The 25,390-nt window shown below is 68.5% G+C and carries 21 protein-coding genes; 18 read left to right on the top strand and 3 right to left on the bottom strand.

What is annotated here, in order from left to right:
• The first annotated feature begins 11 nt into the window (after window positions 1-11).
• The gene (dnaG, locus tag I6B53_RS07605; protein WP_216763674.1) at window positions 12-1,985 is read left to right on the top strand and encodes a DNA primase; all 1,974 of its coding nucleotides are present in this window, start codon (window positions 12-14) and stop codon (window positions 1,983-1,985) included.
• 258 nt (window positions 1,986-2,243) lie between these two features.
• Window positions 2,244-3,323, top strand: a complete 1,080-nt coding sequence (locus tag I6B53_RS07600) for a hypothetical protein (protein WP_216763673.1) — start codon at window positions 2,244-2,246, stop codon at window positions 3,321-3,323.
• Window positions 3,324-3,549: 226 nt separating this feature from the next.
• On the opposite strand, the gene I6B53_RS07595 is transcribed toward I6B53_RS07600, so the two are convergent.
• Entirely contained in the window at window positions 3,550-4,038 is a 489-nt protein-coding gene (locus I6B53_RS07595) for a hypothetical protein (protein WP_216763672.1), read from the bottom strand.
• 119 nt (window positions 4,039-4,157) lie between these two features.
• On the opposite strand from I6B53_RS07595, the gene I6B53_RS07590 reads away from it, so the two are divergent.
• Window positions 4,158-5,579: an amidase family protein gene (locus I6B53_RS07590; RefSeq protein WP_216763671.1), complete on the top strand. Its 1,422-nt coding sequence runs from the start codon at window positions 4,158-4,160 to the stop codon at window positions 5,577-5,579.
• Between the two features lie 55 nt (window positions 5,580-5,634).
• Here I6B53_RS07590 and I6B53_RS07585 read toward each other — a convergent pair whose 3' ends face one another.
• A complete protein-coding gene (locus I6B53_RS07585; RefSeq protein ID WP_216763670.1) occupies window positions 5,635-6,606 on the bottom strand; it encodes a hypothetical protein in 972 nt (323 codons plus the stop codon).
• A 241-nt stretch (window positions 6,607-6,847) separates the two neighbouring features.
• Between I6B53_RS07585 and rimP the strand changes: the two genes are divergently transcribed.
• The 7 genes from rimP to I6B53_RS07550 all read left to right on the top strand — a co-directional run bounded on the left by rimP (window position 6,848) and on the right by I6B53_RS07550 (window position 14,770).
• On the top strand, window positions 6,848-7,330 hold the full coding sequence (gene rimP, locus I6B53_RS07580; RefSeq protein ID WP_253953820.1) for a ribosome maturation factor RimP: 483 nt from the start codon (window positions 6,848-6,850) through the stop codon (window positions 7,328-7,330).
• A gap of 7 nt (window positions 7,331-7,337) precedes the next feature.
• A complete protein-coding gene (gene nusA / locus I6B53_RS07575; protein ID WP_216763668.1) occupies window positions 7,338-8,393 on the top strand; it encodes a transcription termination factor NusA in 1,056 nt (351 codons plus the stop codon).
• Between the two features lie 15 nt (window positions 8,394-8,408).
• A complete protein-coding gene (locus I6B53_RS07570; RefSeq protein WP_367880378.1) occupies window positions 8,409-8,849 on the top strand; it encodes a YlxR family protein in 441 nt (146 codons plus the stop codon).
• A gap of 72 nt (window positions 8,850-8,921) precedes the next feature.
• Complete coding sequence (gene infB, locus I6B53_RS07565; protein WP_216763666.1) at window positions 8,922-11,774, top strand: translation initiation factor IF-2; 2,853 nt, start codon at window positions 8,922-8,924, stop codon at window positions 11,772-11,774.
• Window positions 11,775-12,091: 317 nt separating this feature from the next.
• Window positions 12,092-12,655: a 30S ribosome-binding factor RbfA gene (gene rbfA, locus I6B53_RS07560; protein ID WP_216763665.1), complete on the top strand. Its 564-nt coding sequence runs from the start codon at window positions 12,092-12,094 to the stop codon at window positions 12,653-12,655.
• 1 nt (window position 12,656) lies between these two features.
• Entirely contained in the window at window positions 12,657-13,622 is a 966-nt protein-coding gene (truB, locus tag I6B53_RS07555) for a tRNA pseudouridine(55) synthase TruB (RefSeq protein ID WP_216763664.1), read from the top strand.
• A gap of 134 nt (window positions 13,623-13,756) precedes the next feature.
• Window positions 13,757-14,770, top strand: a complete 1,014-nt coding sequence (locus tag I6B53_RS07550; protein WP_216763663.1) for a bifunctional riboflavin kinase/FAD synthetase — start codon at window positions 13,757-13,759, stop codon at window positions 14,768-14,770.
• A gap of 32 nt (window positions 14,771-14,802) precedes the next feature.
• Here the strand turns inward: I6B53_RS07550 and I6B53_RS07545 are convergent, their stop codons facing one another.
• Window positions 14,803-15,894 (bottom strand): DUF4432 family protein, encoded by a 1,092-nt coding sequence (locus tag I6B53_RS07545; protein WP_216763662.1) that lies wholly within the window; start codon window positions 15,892-15,894, stop codon window positions 14,803-14,805.
• Window positions 15,895-16,085: 191 nt separating this feature from the next.
• Here I6B53_RS07545 and rpsO point away from each other — a divergent pair, with 191 nt between their 5' ends.
• From rpsO to I6B53_RS07505, 8 genes are all read left to right on the top strand, one after another.
• Complete coding sequence (rpsO, locus tag I6B53_RS07540) at window positions 16,086-16,355, top strand: 30S ribosomal protein S15 (protein ID WP_216763661.1); 270 nt, start codon at window positions 16,086-16,088, stop codon at window positions 16,353-16,355.
• Between the two features lie 248 nt (window positions 16,356-16,603).
• A complete protein-coding gene (locus I6B53_RS07535) occupies window positions 16,604-18,985 on the top strand; it encodes a polyribonucleotide nucleotidyltransferase (protein WP_216763660.1) in 2,382 nt (793 codons plus the stop codon).
• A 130-nt stretch (window positions 18,986-19,115) separates the two neighbouring features.
• On the top strand, window positions 19,116-19,280 hold the full coding sequence (locus I6B53_RS07530) for a hypothetical protein (RefSeq protein ID WP_216763659.1): 165 nt from the start codon (window positions 19,116-19,118) through the stop codon (window positions 19,278-19,280).
• A gap of 373 nt (window positions 19,281-19,653) precedes the next feature.
• Window positions 19,654-20,979, top strand: coding sequence for a pitrilysin family protein (locus I6B53_RS07525; RefSeq protein ID WP_253954017.1), 1,326 nt, complete (start codon window positions 19,654-19,656; stop codon window positions 20,977-20,979).
• A 135-nt stretch (window positions 20,980-21,114) separates the two neighbouring features.
• On the top strand, window positions 21,115-21,855 hold the full coding sequence (gene dapB / locus I6B53_RS07520; protein ID WP_216763658.1) for a 4-hydroxy-tetrahydrodipicolinate reductase: 741 nt from the start codon (window positions 21,115-21,117) through the stop codon (window positions 21,853-21,855).
• 18 nt (window positions 21,856-21,873) lie between these two features.
• Complete coding sequence (locus I6B53_RS07515; protein ID WP_216763657.1) at window positions 21,874-22,464, top strand: GNAT family N-acetyltransferase; 591 nt, start codon at window positions 21,874-21,876, stop codon at window positions 22,462-22,464.
• Between the two features lie 163 nt (window positions 22,465-22,627).
• A complete protein-coding gene (gene dapA / locus I6B53_RS07510; protein ID WP_216763656.1) occupies window positions 22,628-23,524 on the top strand; it encodes a 4-hydroxy-tetrahydrodipicolinate synthase in 897 nt (298 codons plus the stop codon).
• A 523-nt stretch (window positions 23,525-24,047) separates the two neighbouring features.
• Window positions 24,048-25,385 (top strand): MFS transporter, encoded by a 1,338-nt coding sequence (locus I6B53_RS07505; protein WP_216763655.1) that lies wholly within the window; start codon window positions 24,048-24,050, stop codon window positions 25,383-25,385.
• Window positions 25,386-25,390: the final 5 nt, after the last annotated feature.

Raw genomic sequence — 25,390 nt, 5'->3', positions numbered from 1 at the left:
AGACTGCGGTCATGGCGGGTCGCATCAGGGAAGAGGATGTACGCGCGGTCAAGGACGCGGTGCGGATCGAGGAGATTGTCGGCGAACACGTCACCCTGCGCACCGCCGGAGTCGGATCCCTCAAGGGTTTGTGTCCTTTCCATGACGAGCGCACCCCCAGTTTCCATGTGCGTCCCGCAGTGGGTATGTGGCACTGCTTCGGATGCGGGCAGGGTGGTGACGTCATCGCCTTCGTCCGCGAGATCAACCACATGGGCTTCTCCGAGGCCGTGGAGATGCTTGCCCAGAAGGCCGGCGTGACCCTGCACTACGAGGACGGGGGCCGTCCGGTTCGCACGGAGGAGCCGGGAAGGCGCCAACGTCTGCTCGACGCCCACCGCGCTGCCGAGGAGTTCTACCAGGGGCAGCTCAATTCTCCCGAGGCGCACGTGGGTCGGACTTTCCTGGCCCAGCGCGGCTTCAACGAAGCGATGTGCCGGCACTTCGGTGTCGGCTACGCCCCCAAGTCCTGGGACTCCTTGACCCGCCACCTGCGTTCAAGAGGATTCACCGACCAGGAGCTGGTCACCGGGGGCCTTGCCTCTCAGGGCAACCGTGGCATCTACGACCGTTTCCGAGGACGACTGGTGTGGCCGATCCGCGACGTGTCCGGGGCAACCGTCGGCTTCGGTGCCCGGCGTCTGGACGATTCCGAGGACTCGCCGAAGTACCTGAACACCCCGGAGACCCCCATCTACAAGAAGTCGCAGGTTCTGTACGGGTTGGACCTTGCCCGAAAGGAGATCTCACGAGGGCGACGGGTCGTCATCGTCGAGGGGTACACCGATGTCATGGCCGCCCATGTGGCCGACGTACGCTGTGCGGTGGCCACCTGTGGCACCGCCTTCGGCCCCGACCACGTGCGGATCGTGCGGCGCCTGCTGGGCGACAGCGCGGACCCCGCCGCCGGGGTGGTCCTGACCGACGGGCGTGCCCATGGGGGAGAGGTGATCTTCACCTTCGACGGGGACGCCGCCGGACAAAAGGCCGCACTTCGCGCCTTCAGCGAGGACCAGAACTTCGCTGCCCAGACCTTCGTGGCCGTGGAGTCTTCCGGCATGGACCCCTGCGAACTGCGCATGGCACGCGGCAACGAGGCCGTCAAGGAACTCGTGTCCTCACGCATTCCCCTCTTCGAATTCGTCATCCGCTCGGTGCTGGCCCGCGTCGACCTGCGCACCGCCGAGGGCAGGGTGAGCGCCCTGCGTTCTGGCGCGCCTGTGGTTGCCGGCATCAAGGACCGGGCCCTGCGCAGCGAGTATTCGCGTTCACTTGCCGGATGGCTGGGCATGGATGTGACCGAGGTGAACAGGGCCGTCCGTCAGGCCTCCGCCACCTCGCGACACCGTCAGGACAGTGCGCCCGAGCCGGGGCGTCCGGCCATGGCCGGTGCCGGCAGGCCTGCGCCGCGTGAACGCCGAGGGCCGGAGGACCCGGTCTCCCGCGTCGAACGTCAAGCGTTGGAGGCGTTGCTGCAGCGGCCGATGGACCTCATCGGTTCCGGCTTCGAGGAGCTCGACGGCTCCTCCTTCACGGTACCCACCCACCGCGCGGTGCATGACGCCATTCGAGCTGCGGGCGGCCTGGCCCTGTTCCAGGATCTGCTGGGCCAGGAAGAAACTCGCGAGGGCGTGGGTGAACGCGCAGTCCTCATGGCCACCAGACGTTTCGTCGAGTCCGTGCGCGACTTCGCGGGGCCCGTGGTCGGTGACGCGGTCTCTCAGATGGTGGTGGCCCCTTTGGACCAGGACCGGGAGGAGCAGATGCGTGACTACTGCCGGGGCCTCATGGCGGCGATGGTGCGCATGGACCTCACTCGCCGCACGGGGGAGGCCAGGGCGGCCCTCCAGCGCCTGTCGGAAGAGGATCCGGCCCACGCACAGGCCTTCGCGGAGCTCATGCGCCTGGAGCAGCGGCGCCAACGCTTCACCATCCACGACCAGTGAGCATGGCCCGGATGCCCCTGGTGACGGTGACCGTGCCGCCGACTTTCTGACTTCGGCAGCGCCATCGTGGTCCTGCCACCGACGTCATGACCTTCCTACCGACGGGGCAACGTCGGTAGGAAGGCAGCAGCGTCGGTAGGTGCCCCAGTAATGCCGTCGGCCATCGATTGTCCACAACCCGGCCTCCGCACTTCGCTCGTCCACAGGCCCACCATCCACCACTGGTCCTGTCATTTCCGGATTCACATGCTTGACATCATGGAGCCTCACCCCCACATCATCCGAACCACCGGCACACTGTCCAGATCGCTGTCCTGCGACGGCGAGGTCGTCCGCCTGCGTCGGGGGTACCACCTGCGCATTCCCCGAGCATGCGGCATGGCGCCGTGGGATTTGTGGGATCTGGTCGCCCGTGCGAGGGCGGAGGTGACTGTGGCCGCATCGAAGCAGCGGATCGTCCTCGTCAATGCCAGCGCTCTCGTGGCACACGGCCTCACAGGGTGGGTCCGCAATCCCGATGTGCATGTGAGCGCTCCGCAGACCGTACGGCGAACACGGCTGCCCGCAGTGCACGTCAATGGTGTCACCGTGCCCGAGGTCGTTGTTCGCCAGACGAGGGTGGACCTTGGGGGCGAGGTGGTGGACATTGACGGAATCCTTGCCGAGTCGCTGGAGGACACCGCAATCCGCATGGCTCTGACCTGCGAACCCTTGGAAGCCTTCGTCGCCGTGTGTGCAGTGCTTGCACATCGCACTTCATTCACCCCCTTCGACCTCGACAGTTCTCGACATGCCGAAGCAGAAGTGCGTGCGCGTATGCTTGCGCGCCTCGACGGGCTCGACAGCGCACGCGGTTGGCGTCGAGCCAAGGAGATCGTTCTTGCCGCTGATGCCGGATGCCAGAATCCTGGCGAGGCAGCATTGCTCTGGGCGCTCAAGTCGAGTGGGCGCGATGACCTGAGGACACAGTTCGAGGTCCGAATCGACGGCCAACGGTACTTCATCGACATTGCAGACCAGCGAAGGGATGAGGCTTTCGAGTTCGACGGCATCGGAAAACTCGGCAAGGACCAGGCCGAGTTCCACCGGGCCGTGCGTGAGCAGATGGTTCGCCAACGCACATTGGAAAGGAACGGGTGGAAGGTCACCCGCATCGGTTGGGAAGACTTCGAAGACTTCGAGAGGTTGCGCAACAGGGTCGGTCCAGGTGTTCCATCGGGGAGGCGATTGCGCTGGGAGCAGCACCGATCGGGACTGTGGGCTCCGCCGAGTTGCGACTGTGACGGACCTCGGCGACGCTTCCATGTGCCTCGACCCGGGGCGCGGGCGGCTTGCTGACACTGCCACGGGCTCGCGGGCGGGCTGCCTTGCACGGCTGCTCGGATCCGAGGAACGAACTTGCCGCCGACGCAATGACCTTCCTACCGACGTGGCAGCGTCGGCAGGGGTGCAGCGATGTCGGTAGGGGTGCAGCGATGTCGGTAGGGGTGCTGCAAGGTCGGTAGGAGAGCGGGCTCGGCCACCTCGGCGGCGTTCAGCGCCTCGGCCCAGGATCGGCCGCCATTCAGTCCAGGCCGACGCTTTCACGCACCTCGCGTTCCAGCATCAACGCCTCCTCCTCGGCCCGGGCATCCACGGGACCGTCGGCGGTGAGAACCGAGAACAGCGTCCCATCAGGGGCGCGCCGCACCTGGGCGACAACCCGTGTGCCATTGTGGGTGCGCAGCCGGCGTTGCACGACCTGTGTGCGTTCGACCGATTCGCGAACCCGGACAAGGAAAGCCCGCGGGTCCGTTGACAGGGTCACCGCTCGCGCCGGAGCCAGCCCCGGGTCCGTCCAGGTCACGGTCAGGGCGCGCGAGGTCGCCTCCCAGGTCACGTGTTGAACCTCGTACCACATCCCGGAGGAACGGGCCCCGCCCCCGTCGACGAGGAAGAAGGCGTGTGCCCCGGCCACCGCCCACAGTCCCTCCTCGCAGGGCTCGCAGGGCGCAGCCGCATCAGAAGCGGGAAGCAATGCGGCAAGGTCGCTGGGCAGTGAAGGGGTCGGCATGGCCCCAAGTCTATGGTCGGTCGATCCACTCCGGCGGGTGCGGGGCTCACGCAGCCGGGGGCCCACCTACACTCGACGTGGGCCGACTCCCTTGGGCCCGGCGTGATCGAGGAGGACATGTGAACGGCACCTTTGGCCCCAGTCCAGACGCGGTGACCATTGCCCGCCAGGTCTCCTCCGGCACCACCGCGCCGGGCGAGGCCGTCACTGCGAGTCTGGAGCGAGCCGAAGGGGTCAATGCGCACCTCAACGCCTTCACGCGCATTCGCCGCAAGGAGGCGCTCGCGGAGGCGGCGGCCCTGGCCGCCCGACTGGCCGACCCACGGGCGCACGCAGGAGACCTGCCCTTGGCGGGAGTTCCCGTGGCGGTCAAGGAGGAGTACGACGTCACCGGCGACGTCACCACCTTGGGCGGGCGGGGCAATTCGACCCCTGCCAGCGCTGACTGCGAGGTCGTGCGGCGCCTGCGAGGCGCCGGCGCCGTCATCGTCGCCCGCACCAACATGCCGGAGTTCGGACACTTTCCGACCACCGAGTCCGAACACCACGGCCCCTGCCTGAACCCATGGGATCCGACTCGCTCACCCGGCGGCTCCTCGGGAGGCTCGGCAGTGGCCGTGGCCGCAGGTGTCGTCCCGGTCGCCATGGGCGCCGACGGGGGAGGCTCCCTGCGCATCCCCGCCTCGGCCTGCGGGGTCATGGGCATGAAACCCACTCGAGGGCGCGTGAGTTCGGCGCCACTTGCGCAGCACTGGCACGGACTGGCCACCTTCGGCGCCATCACGCGCAGCGCCGTCGACATGGGCGTGGTCCTGGACGTCATCAGCGGCAATGTCGAGGTCGACCGGTGGCGCCTGGAAGCACCCGAGCGCCCCTTCGCCGATGCCGCGCAGGGCGCGCCCTCCCGCCCACTGCGCATCCTCCACACCGACACGCAGGTCATGCCCGGGATGCGCCTGCCCCCCGATGTCGCGCGCGCCGTTGATGCATTCGCCGTGCAGGTGACCACCCTCGGACAGGACCTTCGACGAGGGCGAGCCGCATGGCCCGTCCCCACCTTCCCTTTCCTCACCCTCTTCGCCGCCGGCATCCACGAGGAGTTGACGCAGGTCGAACACCCGCAGCTGCTGGAAAGGCGTACGCGGGCCAGCGCCCGCATCGGCGCGAGGCTTCCACAGGCGATGGTGCGGGCGGCAGTGACGGATTGTCAGAGGGTGCGCGCCGGGGTGGACGCCGTCTTCGGTGGGGCCGACCTGGTCATGCTGCCGACCATGCCCGTGCTGCCGCTCGGGGCGCACTCCCTTGAAGGGCTGGGTGCTGCTCGCGCACTCGCCAAGTGCACGCCGCTCGTGTCGAACACGGCGATCTTCAACGTGTCAGGTCATCCGGCGATGAGCGTCCACGCGGGGTTCGCCCCCAATGGCATGCCGGTGGGTGCGCAGTTCGTGGCCCGGTGGGGCAGGGAGGACCTGCTGTTGGGCCTTGCGGGGCAGCTGGAACAGGCGGGGATGCTCTGCGCGCCGGTGGCCGAAGTCGACTGAGCGTCGACTGACCTCATGTGATGCCGAGCGAGGCGACCCACGTGCCCTGCCGGCCTCAGGAGGACTGGCCGCCGACCTCGTCGGTGACAGGGGCGGGCACAGTGCCGAAGGTCGGGGTCGAGATCACGGACGGGGCCAATGGGCGCCATGATGCCAAGTCCTCGCGGAAGAGATGAACCCCCAACGCCCGCACCCCGGGAGAGTCCGAGCCGACCAGGCTCAGGTCCGTCGTCAGAAGAGCCGAGGCAAGACCGGACGGGTCGCTGCCCAAGGTGCACCGGAACGCCCGCTGGTCGGCGACCCCCGCGCCGAGGAGGGCGTCGACCCGGGTGAGCAGACGCTCCGAGAGTGCCTCCGACCCGGACAGCGTGTGGTCCACGAGCTCCGCCTTGACAAGGCTTTGGGCTGCGCAGTCCCACACGCGCACTGCTGGTGCCAGACGCGGCTCCGAGGCCAGCGACGCCGGAGTGCCCAAGGACTGTGGCCAATCGGCGCCGAAGTCCCGCGCCTGGCCCGGAAGGTGCCAATCGGCCGCATGGGTGTCGCTCGCCGTCAGGGTCGTCATGCGCTGGGCGGTTGCCCACACGGAGGACTCGGCCGCTTCGGGTTCGATCCCGTACGCGCCTGCCAGCGTGAGTGCAGCCGACCAGCGTCCGGCCGCCACACCCGTCAGGGCGTAGGCGTCGCCCGCACTGGTGTCCGCGGATGCGGCGCTGGCCCAGTCGCGTTCGGAGGAGGCCAGCAGCCAGGCGACCAGAGCCGGGACGGTCGCCGGAGCATCCGCAAGCGCAGGTACGTGGCCGGCGCCCTCATGGTCGGCGCCTTCCCACGGGTCCCACATGCCCCCCAGGGCGTCCAGGCGCTGCTTGGACGAGGTGGCCAAGGACTCCAGGGCCGTGCGACACGAGGCGCAGGACGTGGCGCGGGCAGCGAGTTCCTCTGCGCGACGAGCCGCCGCCGCCTCGGTGCGGGCCGCCACGTCCCGGGACAGGGCAGGTCCTTCGAGGGGTGGCAGTTCGCTGGGCACCACCTTCCCGCTCACCGGCGAGCCGGCGCATGCGCCAAGGCTCACCACCAGGGCGGCGGCCCAGACGAGGGCGGCGCCACGCGGCCTGAATGTAGGGGTCCGACCCCGGTCGTTGACTCGCACCCGGTCATCATCCCACGGGCGGCCCACAGGTACGATCGAGATGTCAATCGTGTCGTCGCCAGAACTGTGCCTGCGCGCAGGCGCGCGCAAGCCCCGCCCTCGTCCCCAAGGAGGACCCGTGTCCGCACCGCGCACGATCGAAGCGATCCACGACCTGCTGGCCCCCGTCGTCGAGGCCGCAGGACTGGAACTCGACTGCGTCACCCGAGCCACACAGTCCGGCATGACCCTGCTGCGAGTGACCGTCGACGCGCCGCCGGGTCGGGCGGGAGTGGACTCCGACACGCTGGCCGAGGTCTCCCGCTGCGTTTCGAAGGCGCTCGACGTGGCCGACCCGATCCAGGAGGAGTACCTGCTGGAGGTCTCCACCCCCGGTGCCGAACGCGAACTCACCCGGCCGCGCCATTGGCTGCGACAGGTGGGGCGCCTGGCCACGGTCAAACTGCGCGACGGATCCCGGGTCGAGGGCCGGGTCGTGGCGGCGGGCGAGGACTGCGTCACGATGGAGGTCGACGGGTCCTCGACTACCATCGAGTACGTACAGGTGAAGAAGGCGCGTGCACGCGTCGAGTTCACGTCGGTCGACGAGCGTGAGGAGTGAGGCGAGCATGGAAATCGACATGACAGCCCTGCGGATGGTCGAGCAGGAGAAGGGCGTCGCACTGGACACCTTGGTCGACGCCATCGAAGAAGCCCTGCTCAAGGCGTACCACAACATTCCCGGAGCCATCACCCGGGCCCGTATCGAGATCGACAAGAAGACCGGCCGCGTCACCGTCATGGCGATGGACGAGGACGAGGACGGCAATCCGATCGGCGAGTTCGACGACACCCCCCGCAACTTCGGGCGCATCGCCCAGGCCACCGCCCGCTCCGTCATCATGCAGCGGCTGCGTGACGCCGACGACCAGAGGGTACTCGGCGACTTCGCGGCCTCGCAGGGAAAGATCGTCACCGGCATCGTCCAGCAGTCACGTGACATGCGCGTGACCCGGGTCCTCCTGCCCGGCGACTTCGAGGCGATCCTGCCCGACACGGAGAAGGTTCCCGGCGAGTCCTGGTCCCACGGGGACCGCATCCGCGCCTACGTGGTGGCCGTCGAGCGTACCGAGAAGGGTCCGCGCATCACCCTGTCGCGCACCCACCCCGGTCTGGTCCTCGGCCTGTTCGAACGCGAGGTCCCGGAGATCCAACAGGGACAGGTCGACATTCGCGCGATTGCCCGCGAGGCCGGGCACCGCACGAAGATCGCCGTGTCCGCCCGCCGTGAGGGCATCAACGCCAAGGGCGCATGCATCGGCCCGATGGGTTCGCGGGTGCGAGCCGTCATGACCGAGCTCGGTGGGGAGAAGATCGACATCGTCGACCACTCGGACGATCCGGCGCGTTTCGTCGCCAACTCCCTGTCGCCGGCACGTGTGACCCGCGTGGTCGTGCACTCGGTGGAGAACCGCAACGCCACGGCAATCGTCCCGGACTTCCAGCTCTCCTTGGCCATCGGCAAGGAAGGGCAGAACGCCCGCCTGGCCGCGCGTCTGACCGGCTACCACATCGACATCCACGCCGACACCGAGACCGGCCAGGAAGAGGGCGCGTCGCGTTCGTCGATGCCCGACCTCGTTGACGGCTATGAGGCCTCGCCTGAAAGCGACCTGGTGCGCTGAGCGCGCCGCTTCGGCGTGAAGCGAGGGAGGGCGTTTCGTGACGATTCGCTCACGACCCCTTGTCGGGCCGGGCGCCCCACTGGACTAGAATCTGTGGTCGTGCCGTACTTTCGAGCGCGTCCTCGCCCTGATACCGGGAGCATTCCCGGGCCGGTGAGGACCTGCGTCGGATGCGGCGCCAGGGGAGCGCGGTCGGAACTCATCCGCATCGCGGCCACCCCGAACGGGTCCGCAACCGTGGACCCGGGAGCGGTTCTTCCAGGCAGGGGGGCGTGGGTGCACGCCGACCTCGACTGCCTGACGAGGGCGCAGCGGCGCAAGTCGCTGACCCGGGCACTGCGACTCCGCCATGAGGTGGGTGAGCATGTGTGGGAACAGCTCCACGACCACGTCATGGCGCAGTGTGCGCCTGACTCGAGTATGGAAGCGGGTCGGAAGCTGATGGGCACCCGATGAGTACCCAGCGATGAGCTGCCAGCAGACCAAGTAGTGCGTCTCCGTCCGGAGATGCGCCCGGACAGGAGAATTGTGGCAAAGTTGCGTGTCCACGAGCTCGCCAAGGAGCTCGGAATCACCAGCAAGGAACTACTCACGCACCTCAAGGAAAAGGGCGAGTTCGTCAAGGGGGCCTCATCGGCCCTCGAACCCCCGGTCGTGCGTGCAGTGCGTGGGCACTTCGAAGCCCTCGCCCCCAAGCCTGCGGCTCCCGAGGCCCCCAAGCCCGCCGCAGCCAAGCCGACCGCGGGCAGGAAGCCCGCCGCCCCCAAGCCCCAGGGCCCGAAGACCTCGGCGGCCCCCGCCCCCGCAGCGCCCACCCCGGGAGCTCCCGCTTCTGCGGCGTCACCGGCAGCGCCTGCACCGTCGGCACCTGCTCCCGCGGCTCCCGCCCGACCCGCTTCGGCAACGCCTTCCGCGCAAGCCAAGCCTGCGGCCCCCGCTCCCCGCGCACCCCAGGGCCAGGCCCAGCCCGGCCCGCGCTCAGGAGCCCCGCGTCCGGGAGCCCCTCGCCCTACGCCGCGACCTGCGGGTCCGCGCCCGGGCAACAACCCTTACGCCTCCAGCCAGGGCATGCCTCGCCCCGGCGGTTCCGGCGGTCCGCGCCCCGGCGCACCTCGTCCAGGCGCTCCGCGTCCCGGCGGTGTCACCGGTGGTGAGCGCGGTGCCCGTCCCGGTGGCCCGCGCCCGGGCCAGTCGGGCTCCGGCGGTCCTCGCCCCGGCGCTCCGCGTCCCGGTGGCAATCGTCCGAACCCGGGAATGATGCCCGGTCAGGCGAACTTCGCCCGTGGTGGTGCTGCCGGCGCGGATCGTGGTCCTCGCCCCGGTGGCGGCGGTCGTGGCCGCGGAACGGGCCCTCGTCCGGGTGGTGCTCCCGGCGCAGGCGCAGGCGCAGGCGCCGGAGCAGGTGCCAGCTTCGGTCCGCCTCGGGGCGGCCGTGGCGGCGCAGGCCGTGGCTCCACCCCCGGCGCATTCGGGCGCGGTGGCGGAAAGAGCCAGCGTGGCCGCAAGTCCAAGCGCGCCAAGCGCCAGGAATTCGAGCAGCAGAACGCCCCTGTCATCGGCGGCGTGTCGATCCCGCGCGGTGGCGGCCAGGAGGTGCGCATCCGACAGGGGGCGTCGCTGGCCGACCTCGCCGAGAAGATCAACGTCAATCCTGCGGCGCTGGTGACCGTCCTCTTCCACCTCGGCGAGATGGCCACGGCCACCCAGTCCCTGGACCAGGACACTTTCGAGGCACTGGGTGCCGAGCTCGGCTACGAGGTCAAGGTCGTCTCTCCCGAGGACGAGGACCGTGAGCTGCTGGAGTCCTTCGACATCGACCTCGAGGCCGAGGAACTCGGCGACGCCGACCACCTGGTCGCACGCCCGCCGGTCGTCACCGTCATGGGCCACGTCGACCACGGCAAGACGAAACTGTTGGACGCCATCCGTCACACCGATGTCGTCGACACCGAGCACGGTGGCATCACCCAGCACATCGGCGCCTACCAGGTCACCGTCGCCCACGAGGGGGTCGATCGTCCGATCACCTTCATCGACACACCCGGTCACGAGGCCTTCACGGCCATGCGTGCCCGCGGTGCGCAGGTCACCGACATCGCGATCCTCGTGGTCGCCGCCGACGACGGTGTCATGCCGCAGACGGTGGAGGCCATCAACCACGCGCAGGCCGCGAACGTGCCCATCGTCGTGGCCGTCAACAAGGTCGACAAGGAGGACGCGAACCCGGACAAGATTCGCGCCCAGCTCACCGAGTACGGTCTGGTCGCCGAGGAATACGGCGGCGACGTGATGTTCGTCGACGTCTCCGCCAAGCAGCGCAAGGGCATTCACGACCTGCTGGAGGCCGTCCTGCTGACCGCCGACGCGGCCTTGGACCTGACCGCCAACCCCGACACCGACGCCCGCGGTGTGGCCATCGAAGCCAACTTGGACAAGGGTCGCGGCGCCGTGGCGACCATGCTGGTCCAGCGAGGCACGCTGCGTGTGGGTGACGCACTGGTGGTGGGCTCCGCCTACGGTCGTGTTCGCGCCATGTTCGACGACGACGGCCAGGAGGTCGCCGAGGCGATCCCGTCGACCCCGGTCCAGGTCATCGGCCTGACCTCCGTGCCGCGCGCGGGTGACTCCTTCCTGGTCGCCCCGGACGACCGCACGGCCCGCCAGATCGCTGACAAGCGTGAGGCCGCCGAGCGTCAGGCCATGCTGGCCAAGCGTCGCAAGCGCGTCTCCCTGGAGGACTTCGACAAGGTCCTCAAGGAGGGCGCCGTCGACACCCTCAACCTGGTCATCAAGGGCGACGTGTCGGGCGCCGTCGAGGCCCTGGAGGACTCGCTGCTTCGCATCGAGGTCGGCGACGAAGTCGCGCTGCGCATCATCCACCGCGGTGTCGGTGCGATCACGCAGAACGACGTCAACCTGGCCACGGTCGACAACGCGGTCATCATCGCCTTCAACGTCCGTCCGGCTGAGCGCGTCCAGGCGCTTGCCGACGCCGAGGGCGTCGAGATCAAGTACTACAACGTCATCTACTCGGCCATCGACGACGTCGAGGCGGCCCTCAAGGGCATGCTCAAGCCGATCTACGAAGAGGTCCAGCTGGGATCGGCGGAGATCCGCCAGGTGTTCCGTTCCGGCAAGTTCGGCAACATCGCGGGTTCGATCGTGCGTTCGGGCACGATCAAGCGCGGTACGAAGGCCCGCCTGGTCCGCGACGGTGTGGTCATCGCCGACAACCTCGAGATCGCCTCGCTGCGTCGCGAGAAGGACGATGTCACCGAGGTCCGTGAGGGCTTCGAGTGCGGTATCACCTTGGGGTACAAGGACATCGCCGAGGGCGATGTCATCGAGACCTGGGAGATGCGCGAGAAGCCTCGCGACTGATGACGAGGCCGGCCTGCGCGCGGAGCCGTCCGCGCGCAGGCCCCCCGGCCGCCGCCAGTGGGGGACATGGGTACGCGTTTGTTTCACTCCGGCGGTGAGAAGTGTCCATGCGTCCTCAAAGGGCACTCCTGAACCTGCTGCGCACAGGGCTGCATGTCCCAGCCGCGGCGGGTGACGAGCCTTGGAAGAACTTTTGTGGATGGTGCCTCGGGCGCCAGGCACTGGGCGTGGGGCCGCAGTGCCCCGGCCGCGTACGATGGGTGGCCTGACAGTGTCGAGGAGGGCGGCCACGTGTCGCCGGACGAAAGGGGAGCGCCATGGCAGACGAGTCGCGCGTGCGCAAGGTCGAAGAGAGGATCCAGCAGACGGTTGCTCGCATGCTGGGCCGACGCATCAAGGACCCCCGTCTGGGCTTCGTGACCATCACAGATGTGCGCGCCACTGGTGACCTGCAGCACGCGTCGATCTTCTACACGGTGCTCGGCGACGAGGAAGACCGCAAGGCCACCGCCCGTGCCTTCGAGTCGGCCAAGGGCATCATCCGCTCCGAGGTCGGAAAGGCCTTGGGCATTCGCCTGACACCGACCATCGAGTTCATTCTGGACGCCCTGCCCGAAACCGCCGCCGCCATCGAGGACGCCCTGTCGGCGGCCCGCGCCAAGGACGCCGAGATTGCGAAGGTGGCGGCCAATGCGACCTATGCGGGCGGTGAGGACCCATACCGCAGGCCCGGTGAGTACGAGACCGACTGGGACGCTGCCGACCAGGGCGAGGCCTTCGACCTCGCAGGTCAAGGCGATCAGGACGAGGGCGCCGAGGACCGCCGGTGCGAGTCCGCCTCCCGTGAGAGCACCCGCGAGGATCGGGCTGGGACGCTCTGACATGGCGCGACGCCCGGACGAGCCGGTGCCGGGGATCCTCGTGGTCGACAAGCCTTCGGGCATGACCAGCCACGACGTGGTCTCGACGGTGCGACGCCTGGCGCGCACCCGCAAAGTGGGCCATGCGGGCAGCCTGGACCCGATGGCCACTGGCGTGTTGGTCATCGGCATCGGCAAGGCCACACGGCTGCTCACCCACGTCACCGCGGACTCCAAGACCTACACTGCGACCATTCGCTTGGGGGTGGGCACCCACAGCGAGGACGCCGACGGGCAGGTGACCTCCGCCCACGGCTGCACCGAGGTCGACCCGGCAGCACTTGAGACGGCAATGGCGGCGTTGCGCGGGCCCATCATGCAGGTGCCCAGCGCGGTCAGCGCCATCAAGGTCGGGGGACGGCGCGCCCACGCCCTCGTCCGAGCAGGGCAGGAGGTCCAATTGGAGGCTCGCCCAGTCACCGTCAATCGCTTCGAAGTCCTGGCGTCGCCTCGCGCCAGCTCCGCCCTCGTCGAAGGGCAGGTGAGGCCCGTGGTCGACGTGGACATCCTCGTCGACTGCTCATCGGGCACCTATGTGCGCGCCCTCGCCCGCGACCTCGGCACCGCCATGGGAGTGGGGGCGCACCTGACCTCCCTTCGTCGCACTCGCGTGGGAACCTTCACCCTGGCAGACGCCTTGGGCCTTGCGGCGCTGGAAGAGGCGCATCCGCGAGACGGTGAGGACCCGCTGGTGGCCCCGCTCGGGTTGGGGCAGGCGGTCAGGCGCATGTTCCCGGTTCTGCACCTGGACCAGGACGAGGCGGCCCGCTTCGCCCACGGCAATGCTCCGAGGAGAACTCCCGAGGAAGTCCGGGCCCTGGCAGAAGAGGCGGCCGGCGGCCCCATGGGGGTGTGCACTCCGGAGGGGCACGTGATGGGGCTGATGCGCTGCGATGACGATAAGGTTCGGACGGTCCTGGTCTTCTGAGGCCCACGCACGCGTAGGTGGTCCGCACATGCGCAAATGCGTGGGCGCGTGGACGGGGCCCCGGCCGACGCCGCCGGCTGGGCGCCGCGCGCGGCGCGAAAGAGGACGACAACGAGACGAGAGGAGCCGGACCGATGCAGATCTGGACCGACCTGGACCAGGTGGCCGATGGTCCCCGCGCCGTGGTGACCATCGGCAACTTCGACGGCATGCACATGGGCCACAAGAGAGTGGTCGGAGCCTGCGTGGAACGCGCCTCCAGGCAGGGCCTGCGGTCGGTCGCCTGCACCTTCGACCCGCACCCTCGGAAGGTCCACGACCCGGACTCGGGCATGGAGCTCATCAACCCCCTGCGTGACCGCCTGGACGCCATGGCGGCCACCGGGTTGGACGCGACACTGGTCATCCACTACGACCAGTCGGTGTACACACTCAGCGCAGAGGAGTTCGTCCGCCGCTACTTGGTCCAGGCCCTGCATGCGGCCGAAGTCGTCGTCGGGGAGGACTTCCGATTCGGCCGTGACAGCTCCGGTGACGTCAACACCCTGCGTGAGCTGGGCAGACAGTTGGACTTCGATGTGGTCATGGTCACCGACATCGAGGCCCCGGAGGGGCGCCGCTGGTCCTCGTCCTGGGTGCGCGACCTGCTGGCCGACGGGGACGTCACCGGTGCGGCCCGCGTGCTCGGGCACCTGCACCGGATCCGCGGCACCGTCGAGCACGGGCACAAGCGCGGCCGGACCCTGGGTTTTCCGACGGCGAACCTGGCAACCGGCATCGAGGGTGTCATCCCCGCCGACGGCGTCTACGCCGGCTGGCTGGTGCGCCGCGTGCCCGGCACGGAGGCCAATGAGTTCCTGCCCGCGGCGATCTCGGTGGGCACGAACCCCCAGTTCGGCGGGACCGTGCGCACGGTCGAGGCCCATGTGTTGGGCCGCTCCGACCTGGACCTGTACGGCGAGCAGGTGGCCGTGACCTTCGTGGCTCGTATTCGCGGGATGGAGAAGTTCGACTCCGTGGACGCGCTGCTGGCCCGCATGGATGACGACCTGCGCAAGACCGCGGCGGTCCTGGGGGTGGGCGTGTCCAGCCGCGTCGACCCGGACAGCGTCACCGCGGGAACGGGGGGTGCTTCAGCGCGCTGTTGACGGGCAGAACCCGCGGCGCAGCGTCGAGGCGGTCAGTCCTGGAGACTGTGGGCGTCCGCCTGCGCCACTCGCGCGGCCCCCTGTTCGCCCTCCAGCACGTCGACGACCACGTGGAAGTCGTGGGTCTGGCCCGGCTCCAATGTGACCAGCATGTCTTCGGCCCGGGCGCCCGCCCGCCCCAGGTGGTGGGCCGTGGAGGGCAGGGCGATGCCGGCGGCCTGCTCGTCACCGGTGTTCGACAGCCACCTCACCGCGTAGGGCAGGTGGTCGGTCCGGAAGCGCACGGAGGGCACCGTCCCGTCGGCGCGCCGCATGAGGAACTCCGTCCAACCGTCCTCGTCGGCAACAGGGGTGACCAGCGCGCAGTACTCGGGGTCCAGTGGAGTCTCCAGGTCGATGGTGTTCGACGAGGCCGGGTCCGCGGTGATCGCCTCGATGTACGCCGCGGTCTCAGGGGTGGCCCCGTCGGTGGGGTGGAAGCGGAAGTGGTCGGCGTCCATCGGCGCCCACTGGTGCAAGGTGGCGGGCTCGAAACGCCAGTTCACATGGCACAGGTAGGAGTATTCGTAGGGTTTCATCCGCAGGTTCGTCACCGTGGGGTGCACGTCCAGGGCGGTCGAGTCGGTCGAGATCGTCAGGCGCGGAGTGAACTCCAGGTCGATGGCGTGGGTGGAACGGATCCGGGTGGTGCCCACCAGGGTGACGCTGTCGGCCTCAGTGCCCGTGCAAACCTCCAACCAGGCGCGTTCGTAGGCGATGTTCGGCAGCTCCCCGTGGTGGGCGTGGGTGTCCTCGGGCTGCGGGTGGCCGATGCCGGTCAGGCCGCAGTGCAGCAGGAAGGGGCCGTAGGTCTGGCCGAAGTCGGTGGAGGCGGTGGGCTGCCCGAAGTGGGTGCGCATCGTCTGGTCGATGCCGTCCACTGCGTAACGCCACACCTGCTGTCCGCGCAGTGGCAGCAGCACCGCTTCGACCCGTCCGGCGCTCACGCGCAGGGCTGCGACCCCGCTGGGGTAGGTGAATGCGGTGACGCTCAGGCGCGCGGTGGTCACGACTTCGCGTTCGTCGGCGCGGAAGAGGTCCGGGTGCAGGGGGACGAGGACGGGGGCGGCGGTGTCAGAACTCATGTGAGGATTGTCCCTCGCCCGCATCCGCGACGTGCCCGATCGCACACCGTGCGTGTGGTGAGGGGTGCCACTGGGGCGCCGGGGGGCGCATTGGTGCGTGCTAGTCTTGCACAGCCGTCAGAACGGCCGCGGATCGTATGCCCGGGGGACAAGCCCACGGGCTCCGCGCAACGAGACATGAGGAGAAGCCAGTGCCGCTGACCAAGGACGTCAAGGACCAGATCATCGCCGAGTACGCCACCCACGAGGGCGACACCGGTTCCCCCGAGGTCCAGATCGCTCTTCTGAGCCGCCGCATCAAGGACCTCACCGAGCACTTCAAGACCCACACCCACGACCACCACTCGCGTCGTGGCCTGCTGCTGCTGGTCGGGCGTCGCCGCCGCCTGCTCGGCTACCTCGCCGACGTGGACATCGAGCGCTACCGTTCGCTGATCGAGCGTCTCGGCCTGCGTCGCTGACCCTGACCGGCCCGTTCCCTCAATGGGATCGGGCCGGTTCACTACGTCCGTCCTCGTCGCCGCCACGATGCGGCGCCGCAGGACGGGCCACCACCCAGAGTCCACCCGGACCGGACGGTTTTCGACAGTGGCTCACGGAAAGTCCCGCGTGCGGCACGTGCCGGCAGCGTGGAGGACCGGGTCCGTGGGCTTCGATCGAAGGCCGACGCCGGGGGCATCCATCACAGAAAACAGGAGACAACCCCGCCATGATGGAAGGCACCGACATCGTCGCCGCAGAGGCGATCATCGACAACGGCCGTTTCGGCAAGCGCACCGTGCGCTTCGAGACGGGCCGCCTGGCCAAGCAGGCTGCGGGCTCTGCCATGGCCTACCTGGACGAGGACACCGCGATCCTGTCCGCCACCACCGTGGGCAAGCACCCCAAGGACCAGTTCGACTTCTTCCCGCTGACGGTCGATGTCGAGGAGCGCGCCTACGCCGCCGGTCGCATCCCCGGCTCATTCTTCCGTCGAGAGGGCCGCCCCGGCACCGAGGCGATCCTCGCCTGCCGTCTCATCGACCGCCCGCTGCGCCCCGGCTTCGTCAAGGGCCTGCGCAACGAGGTCCAGGTCCACGAGACGGTCCTGGCCATCCACCCCGATGACGCCTACGACGTCCTGGCCATCAACGCCGCGTCCATGTCCACCCAGATCGCGGGCCTGCCCTTCACGGGCCCGATCGGCGGCACCCGCCTTGCTCTGATCGACGGCCAGTGGGTGGCGTTCCCGCGCTGGTCCGAGTTGGAGCGCTCCGTCTTCAACATCGTCGTCGCGGGCCGCATGGTCACCACCGAGGACGGCCGCGAGGACGTCGCCATCATGATGGTCGAGGCCGGTGGCGGCGAGAACGAGTGGGACCTCATCCAGGCGGGCGCCCCTGCACCCACCGAGGAAGTCGTCGCCGACGGCCTGGAAGCAGCCAAACCCTTCATCAAGGCCCTGTGTGAGGCGCAGATCGAGGTCGCCAAGCACGCCTCGAAGGAGACCGTCGAGTTCCCGCTGTTCCTGGACTACACCGACGAGCAGTACGCGGCAGTGGAGTCCTTCGTCGGCGACAAGCTGGCCAAGGCCCTGCTGACCGAAGGCAAGCAGGCCCGTGACGAGGCCGTCGACGCGGTGCGCGCCGAGATGCTCGAGGCCTTGGCCGAATCCTTCCCGGAGGCCGACAAGGACCTCAAGGCCGCTTTCCGTTCCCTGGAGAAGGCGACCATCCGTTCGCGCACCCTGCGCGAGGAGATCCGCATGGACGGGCGCACCCCGCGCCAGATCCGTTCCCTGTCCGCCGAGGTCGAGGTCCTGCCCCGCGTGCACGGTTCGGCCCTGTTCCAGCGTGGTGAGACCCAGATCCTGGGCGTGACCACCCTGGCGATGCTGCGCATGGAGCAGCAGCTGGACAACCTGTCGCCGATCACCTCCAAGCGCTACATGCACCAGTACAACTTCCCGCCCTTCTCCACCGGTGAGACCGGTCGCGTGGGTTCGCCCAAGCGTCGCGAGATCGGCCACGGCGACTTGGCCGAGCGAGCCCTCAAGCCCGTCCTGCCCTCGCGTGAGGAGTTCCCCTACGCGATCCGTCAGGTCTCCGAGGCCCTGGGTTCCAACGGCTCGACGTCGATGGGATCCGTGTGCGCCTCGACCCTGTCCCTGCTGCAAGCCGGTGTGCCTCTGCGCGCACCCGTCGCGGGCATCGCGATGGGCCTGATGACCGGCGAGGTCGACGGCGAAACCAAGTCCGTCACCCTCACCGACATCCTCGGCGCCGAGGACGGCTTCGGCGACATGGACTTCAAGGTGGCCGGCACCCGTGACTTCATCACCGCCCTGCAGCTTGACACCAAGCTTGACGGCATTGACTCCCAGCTTCTGCGGGCAGCACTGGCCCAAGCCCGCGACGCTCGCCTGGCCATCCTCAATCTCATCAACGACGCAATCGACGGCCCGGACGAGATGAGCCCCTACGCGCCGCGCATCATCACGGTGCAGGTGCCCGTCGACAAGATTGGTGAGGTCATCGGCCCCAAGGGCAAGATGATCAACCAGATCCAGGAGGACACCGGAGCGGATCTGACCATCGAGGACGACGGCACCGTCTACATTGGCGCCACCACCGGTGAGGCCGCCGAGGCCGCCCGCGCGATGGTCAACCAGATCGCCAACCCGCAGATGCCGGAGGTGGGCGAGCGTTTCGTGGGCACGGTCGTCAAGACCACGTCCTTCGGTGCCTTCGTGTCGCTGACCCCGGGCAAGGACGGCCTGCTGCACATCTCGCAGGTGCGGCGCCTGGTGGGCGGCCAACGCGTGGAGTCCGTGGAGGATGTCCTGCAGGTCGGCCAGCAGGTCGAGGTCGAGATCGCGGAGATCGGCGATCGCGGCAAGCTGAGCCTGCACGCGGTTGTCGCCGACGAGGAAGGCGCCTCCGAGGGCCGGGCCACCTCCGCCGCAGCGTCCCTGATCGAGGGGGAGGAGGGTGCGCGTCCCGAGCGCCGTGATCGCAGCGAGCGTCGTGAGCGTCGCCCCCGCACCCGTACGCGTCGTCGCCGCGAGGACGAGGGCGTTTCGGCTGAGGAGGCGCCTGCCTCCGAGGAGTGAGTCGACCCGAGGATCGTTGCTCGCCGGTCCATGTGTTTGACGAGGTCGGGGCCCGCAGGCGTGATGCCTGCGGGCCCCTGCCACTTGGTCGTACGACACCGGTCGTTCCGGAGCAGGTCGAACTGTGCCCATGACCGGGGTGCAGGTGTCCCGGTCCGGGCCGCCGCCCATGGCGGTGGCCAATGTGCCCATGGTCATCCGCACCCGTCAGATGGCGGCCCAGACCGTCGAAACCAAGACGCGCGCGAAGGCTCAGGCCTGGCGGCCCTCGACCCGCAGACGCTGGGCACCTTGAATGCGAACGTCAATCGGGTGGACGCCTGTGTAGGGCGCTTCTGGCTGACCGAGTGGCGAGGAGTCTCCGAGGGTGTCGCACATGCGGGGCCCTCACCTTCACCTTCCCGGAACGGATGCTCGGCCAGTGGCGTGCGACCAAGGTGGATCTCCACGTGCTCGCGACGCACGTGGAGGCATCGGGGAAGGTGATCGCCTCGAAGGACGCGGTGATCCAGGGATTGACCGCTGGTGGTGGACTCACGTGGGGTGCGGACGTGTCTCCGACACCCGCCCACGCTCAAAAGTGCAGTGCCACCGTCTCCGGCTGGTGGCCGACCGAAGTGGCGAGGTGAGGGGGAGGGGTTGGGCCCCGTAGAATCCCACGGGTGACCTTGACCCATGTTTCTCTGGCCCTGCCCGCGGCCCCCGAGTCCTCCGTCCTGGAGTTCGAGGACGGGGAGACGACCATTCGGCGCACGGTCCTGGAGTGCGGCACGCGGGTCGTCACCCAGCACATTCCGGCCGTGAGGTCAGCAGGTGTGTCCTTCGTCGTGCCGGTGGGTTCACGCGACGAGTCGCCGCGCCACGCCGGATCCACGCACTTCCTCGAACACTTGTTGTTCAAGGGGACACCCACACGCAGCGCCCTGGACATCGCGGTCGCCTTCGACTCGGTGGGTGGGGAGTCCAATGCCGAGACCGGCAAGGAGACGACCTCCTACTGGGCGCGTGTCGTTGACGAGGACGCCCGCATGGCCGTACAGGTCCTGGCCGACATGGTGGCCGACAGTGTCATCGACCCCCGGGAGTTCGAGACCGAACGCGGAGTCATCCTGGACGAGTTGGCCATGGCCGAGGACAGCCCCTCCGACCTGGTCCATGACGCCTTCCAACTGGCGGTCCACGGGGACGTGCCGCTGGGGCGGCCTGTCGGTGGAACCCCGGATGCCATCCGGGCGGTCACCCGCGAGGACGTGTGGGAGCACTACCGTGCCTCATACGGCCCGGATTCACTGGTCGTCGCAGCGGCCGGGAACGTCGAACACGACAAGGTGGTGGACACCGTCGCCGAGGCCCTCGCGGAGTCGACCTGGGCCGAGCGCGCCGCAGGCGCCGCCCCGCCCCGCCCTCGTCGCCCGATCGATGCCACCCATGGACCCGGCGTCACCGAGATCGTGCGTCACCGCGACGTCGAACAGGCCCATGTGGTCCTCGGCTGTCCCTCCATGCGCGCCGACGACGAACGCCGACCCGTCATGTCGGTGCTGCTGAGCGTCCTCGGCGGGTCGATGTCCTCGCGGCTGTTCCAGGAGATCCGTGAGAAGCGGGGCCTGGCGTACACGACCTACGCCTTCGACGCCGCCTACAGTGACGCGGGCGCCTTCGGCATGTACGCCGGCACTTCGCCCTCGCGGGTCGAAGAGGTCTCCTCCCTCATGGTCGCCCAGCTGGAGGAGCTGGCGGCGAACGGCCCCACGGAGGAGGAGATCGCCCGCGTGCGCGGGCAGGTGCGTGGCTCGCTCGCCCTGGCGATGGAGTCCACGTGGTCGCGGATGATGCGGCTGGGACGCGCGGAGATCCAGGGCAAGTACCGCACGGTCGACCACCTCATGCGCCGCATCGAGTCGGTCGAAGCCAGCCAGGTCCAGGCCCTTGCGGCGGAGCTCGCCGGCGGCCCCCACGCCCGTGCCCTCGTCCTGCCCACGGCCACTGCGTGAGATTCGTCCGTCACCGGGCCAGGAACCGACCCCCGTCCACATCCTGCTGGGATCCGCCCCGCCCTCGTCCCCATGGGCGACAATGGGCACCCTGAGCACCTGCCCCCGCCGCGCCGGAAGGAACGAGGAACCCACATGATCACCGTTGCCGTCATCGGAGCCAAGGGACGCATGGGGGCCGCTGTCTGCACGGCAGTCGAAGCCGCCCCCGACATGGAACTCGCCGCACGCCTGGACATGGGCGACGCCGTCGGGCCCGACACGCTCGCCGGAGCCCAAGTGGCCGTCGACTTCACCGTCCCCGACGTCACCGAAGCCAACGTCCATGCGCTTCTGGACGCCGGAGTCGCCGCGGTGGTCGGCACCACCGGATGGACCGAGGAATCCGTGGGCCGCGTGCGTGACCATGCTGAACGAGTCGGCGGACATGTGCTGATCGTGCCGAACTTCTCCCTGTCCGCAGTCCTGGTGATGCGATTCGCGGCCCTGGCCGCCCCCTACTTCGAATCGGTGGAGATCATCGAGATGCACCACCCGAACAAGGTCGACGCCCCCTCCGGCACCGCCGTCCACACGGCCTCGGGGATCGCCAAGGCGCGTGCCGCCGCCGGATGCGCGCCCGTGCCGGATGCGACCACCAGTGACCCGCAGGGCGCCCGCGGGGCAAGGATCGACGGCATCCCGGTCCACGCAGTGCGTCTGCGCGGCCTGACGGCCCATGAGGAAGTGCTGCTGGGCAACCCGGGGGAGCAGATGCTCATCCGCACCGACTGCTTCGACCGTGAGAGTTTCATGCCGGGGGTCCTGCTGGGCGTGCGCTCGGTCGGGCGGCGGCCGGGTCTGACCGTGGGTCTTGACGCGGTCATGGATCTGTGAGGAGGGTGTGACGGCGCCATGACCATCGAGACCGGGCACAGGTGGCCACGGGTTGGGGCTTCGCCGGATCGTTCCGTGCGTGCGGCACTGCCCACCGATGCGCAGGACGTTGCGCGGGTGCACCGGGCGGCGCTGGCTGGGCTGATACGCGGGGTGGGGGTTCCGGACTCCAACCTTCCTTCCACTGAAGAGGTGGTCAGGGCGTGGCGGCACACGCTGGGCGGACCTCGGCCGGAAGGATGCCACACTCTGGTCGCCGTCCATGGGCACGGTGTGGCCGGATTCGCCTCATGCGCGCCGGTGGGCGCCAGTGAGCCGCCGCCCGGTCGGGGAGAGCCTGTGCCTGGCGGAACCGAGATCCTCAACCTGTGGGTGGATGCCGCATTTGGACGCAGCGGACACGGGTCGCGCCTGCTGGCGGCGGTGGCGGAGGTCTCGGGTGCGCAGTGCCTGCGCGTGTGGATCGCGGCGGGCGACCAGGAGCGGATCCGTTTCTTCCAGGGGGCCGGGTTCGGCCCGGCCGGCCTGCGACGTGCGCACAGGGTGGGCGAGGGCGAGGGCGACGTGCTCGTCGAACACCTGTGGTGGTCGATTCGCGAAGGTCAGTGAGGGCGGGCATTGAGAATCTGTTGACGCGGGACGCTCTTCGGTCACACTCACGGTCTCGGTCGCAGTTGTGGCCGACGTGGGTGACCAAATCGGATGACGGACGAATCTCACGCCGTGGCGGACGAATCTCACGGGGAAGGGTGGGAAGGCCTAGGCTCTGGGCATGAGCCACCTTCCTGCCCGCGCCTTCGGTTCCCTCTGCACTGCGATGGTCACCCCCTTCCACCCGGACGGGAGCATCGACCTGGACTCCGCGGCCAAGGTCGCCACGAAGCTCGTCGACGACGGCTGTGACACGATCCTCCTGTCGGGCACCACGGGGGAGTCCCCGACCACCCACCAGCCGGAAAAGGACGAGCTCACCACAGCCGTCAAAGAAGCCGTGGGCCAGCGTGCACTCATCATGTGCGGTGCCGGCTCCAACGACACCGCCCATGCCGTGAGGATCGCCGTGGCAGCCCAAGCCCGCGGCGCCGACGCCCTGCTGGTCGTCTCCCCCTACTACAACAGGCCCTCCCAAAAGGGCCTGGTCGCCCACGTGCAGGCCATTGCCGAAGCCACCGACCTGCCGATCATGCTCTACGACATCCCCGGACGAACGGGCCTGGCCTTCTCCGACGAGACCTTGGACCGCCTGGCCGCGCACCCGCGCATAAAGGGGGTCAAGGACGCGACCGGGAATGTGGAACAGGGTGTGGGCAGGATGCACCGCACTGGTCTGGAGTACTATTCGGGCGACGACGGCCTGAATTTCGCGTGGATGACAGGCGGGGCCTCCGGCTTCGTCTCGGTGGTGGCACATGTGGCCGCGCGGCAGTATCGGCAGATGATCGACCTGCTGGACGCCGACAAGGTGTGGGAGGCGCGCGAATTGTCCTACGGCCTGCGGCCCCTGGTCCAAGCGATCATGGGCGGCGGTCAGGGGGCTGTCATGGTCAAGCATGCGCTGCACCTGCAGGGTGTCATCGCCACGCCGACGCTCCGCTTGCCTCTGGTCACCGCAGACGAGGGCGATGTCGCGCGCCTTTGCCGCGCGATGGAGGATGCGGGCCTGCTCTGAACGGCCGCCACCTCCACCGGGCGCGCAGTCGACCGGTGGAGGGAATGTGTTCAAGCCGGGTGTCCAGCTGCTGGGAATTCACCCATCAGCTGTCTTGTGGATGCCGCACACAACGCGTGAATTCGTCTGACATCAGGCCAATTTGATCTTCGCATTTTCGACGCGACACGTCCGAAACTCCGATGGAGAAATGGACTCAAATCGTCCGAAACGTACGACCATATGGTGTGATTGGCACCGTAACGCGGCGAACGAGGTTTCGGACCAACCGTGTCCGCAACTGGCCGGAGCCCCCTCGGGACCAAAGTCGGGCGGGGCCTGTGGAGCGGTCGATAGCGTATGCGTCACAACATCCCTCATGGGCCACAGGTCCTTGATTCCGCTCGATGACGACTCCAAGGATCGACGGCAGCCGCCGGGCCCCGACACCACCTCTGCGAACTCGTTGACAAACGAGGCTGGACTTCGGTCACCCATTTTTCCGACTCAACCATTCCCACCCCCACTGTGAAAGGCGGTTCCAGTGCTGAGCATTCTTTCTGGTGAGCGACCCGCGCGCGAACTCACCTTCGCCCATCGCGCCTTCCTGCTCATTCTGGTCTCCATCGGCAGCTCCATCGTCTACACGCCCGCATACCTGCAATACGTGTTCGACCAACCCCTCCAGAACGCACTGATCGCCTCCGGCGCCGCGAGCCAGGAGAACGTCGCCACCACCATGGGCACCCTGCTGGGCGCCTACTCGTGGACCGCCCTGATCTGCTACCTGCCCTCCGGCATCGTCGCCGACCACGTGCGCGTGCGCACACTGGCCTGGGTGGGATTCGGATCGACCGCTCTGCTCACGTGGTGGTACGCCTTCTTCCCCTCCTTCTGGGTCCTCATCGGCCTCTTCGTCGGCATGGGCATCACGACGATCCTCATCTGGTGGGGCATCCGCTTCAAGCTCGTGCGCCTCGTCTCCGAAGAGGACGCCTACTCACGCAACATCGGCATCTCCTACGGCTTCTACGGACTGGCCGGCCTGCTCCTGGGCTTCTTCAATGCGTGGATCGTCTCGCTGCTGGCCGACCAGGGCGGCATCGTCCCCATGCGCACCCTGCTGTTGGTCCTCGGCGGCATCATCATGACGCTGGCAGTCCTGTCCTTCTTCTTCATCCCCAAGTTCAAGGGCGAATTCGCTTCGGAGGGAGGCCGCTTCAGCGTCGGCCAACTGGGGCAGGTCCTGTCCAACCCCGTCGTGTGGCTGGCCGCGCTGACCCTGTTCTTCGTGTACTTCTTCTACACGGGCGTCAACCAGACCACCGGCTACATGAATGACGTCATGAAGATCGCTCCAGGAATCGTCCTCATCGTGGGATCCGTGCGCACCTACGGTGTCTCCCTGGTGTCGGCCCCGGCCTTCGGCGCAATCGCCGAGTGGCTGCGTTCCCCCTCACGGGTCATCGGCATCGGATCAGTGGTCGCCGCGATCGGCTTGGCCGTCTTCGCCTACCTCCCTGCGAGCGCCGGCCTGGCCTACGTGGCAGTGATCATGGCCATCGTCCTGGCCTTCGTCGCCAACGGTGTCTTCGGCATCTGCTCCAGCCAGCTCACAGAAGGCAAGGTCCCGGTCGGAGTCTTCGGCACGGCCACGGGCCTGCTCTCCGTCATCGGCTTCCTGCCCGACACCTTCTCCTACATCTGGTTCGGCTCCATCCGCGACGCGAACCAGGACAATCCGGCGGTGGCCTTCAACCAGATCTTCCTCATCCTGGCCGGAGCCGCAGTCATCGCCGCGATCTGCGCATTCGCCCTCGCCTTCGTGGCACGCAAGCGCGGCGCCACCGTCGAAGCGGACGCCACCGCCGAGGAAGCCTGAGGCGT

Origin of the sequence: Schaalia sp. 19OD2882, from assembly GCF_018986735.1 — a bacterium.
In the GTDB taxonomy this organism is placed as follows: domain Bacteria; phylum Actinomycetota; class Actinomycetes; order Actinomycetales; family Actinomycetaceae; genus Pauljensenia.
The sequence above is the reverse complement of the archived record's forward strand: the minus strand, read 5'-3'. Positions and strand labels throughout refer to the sequence as shown.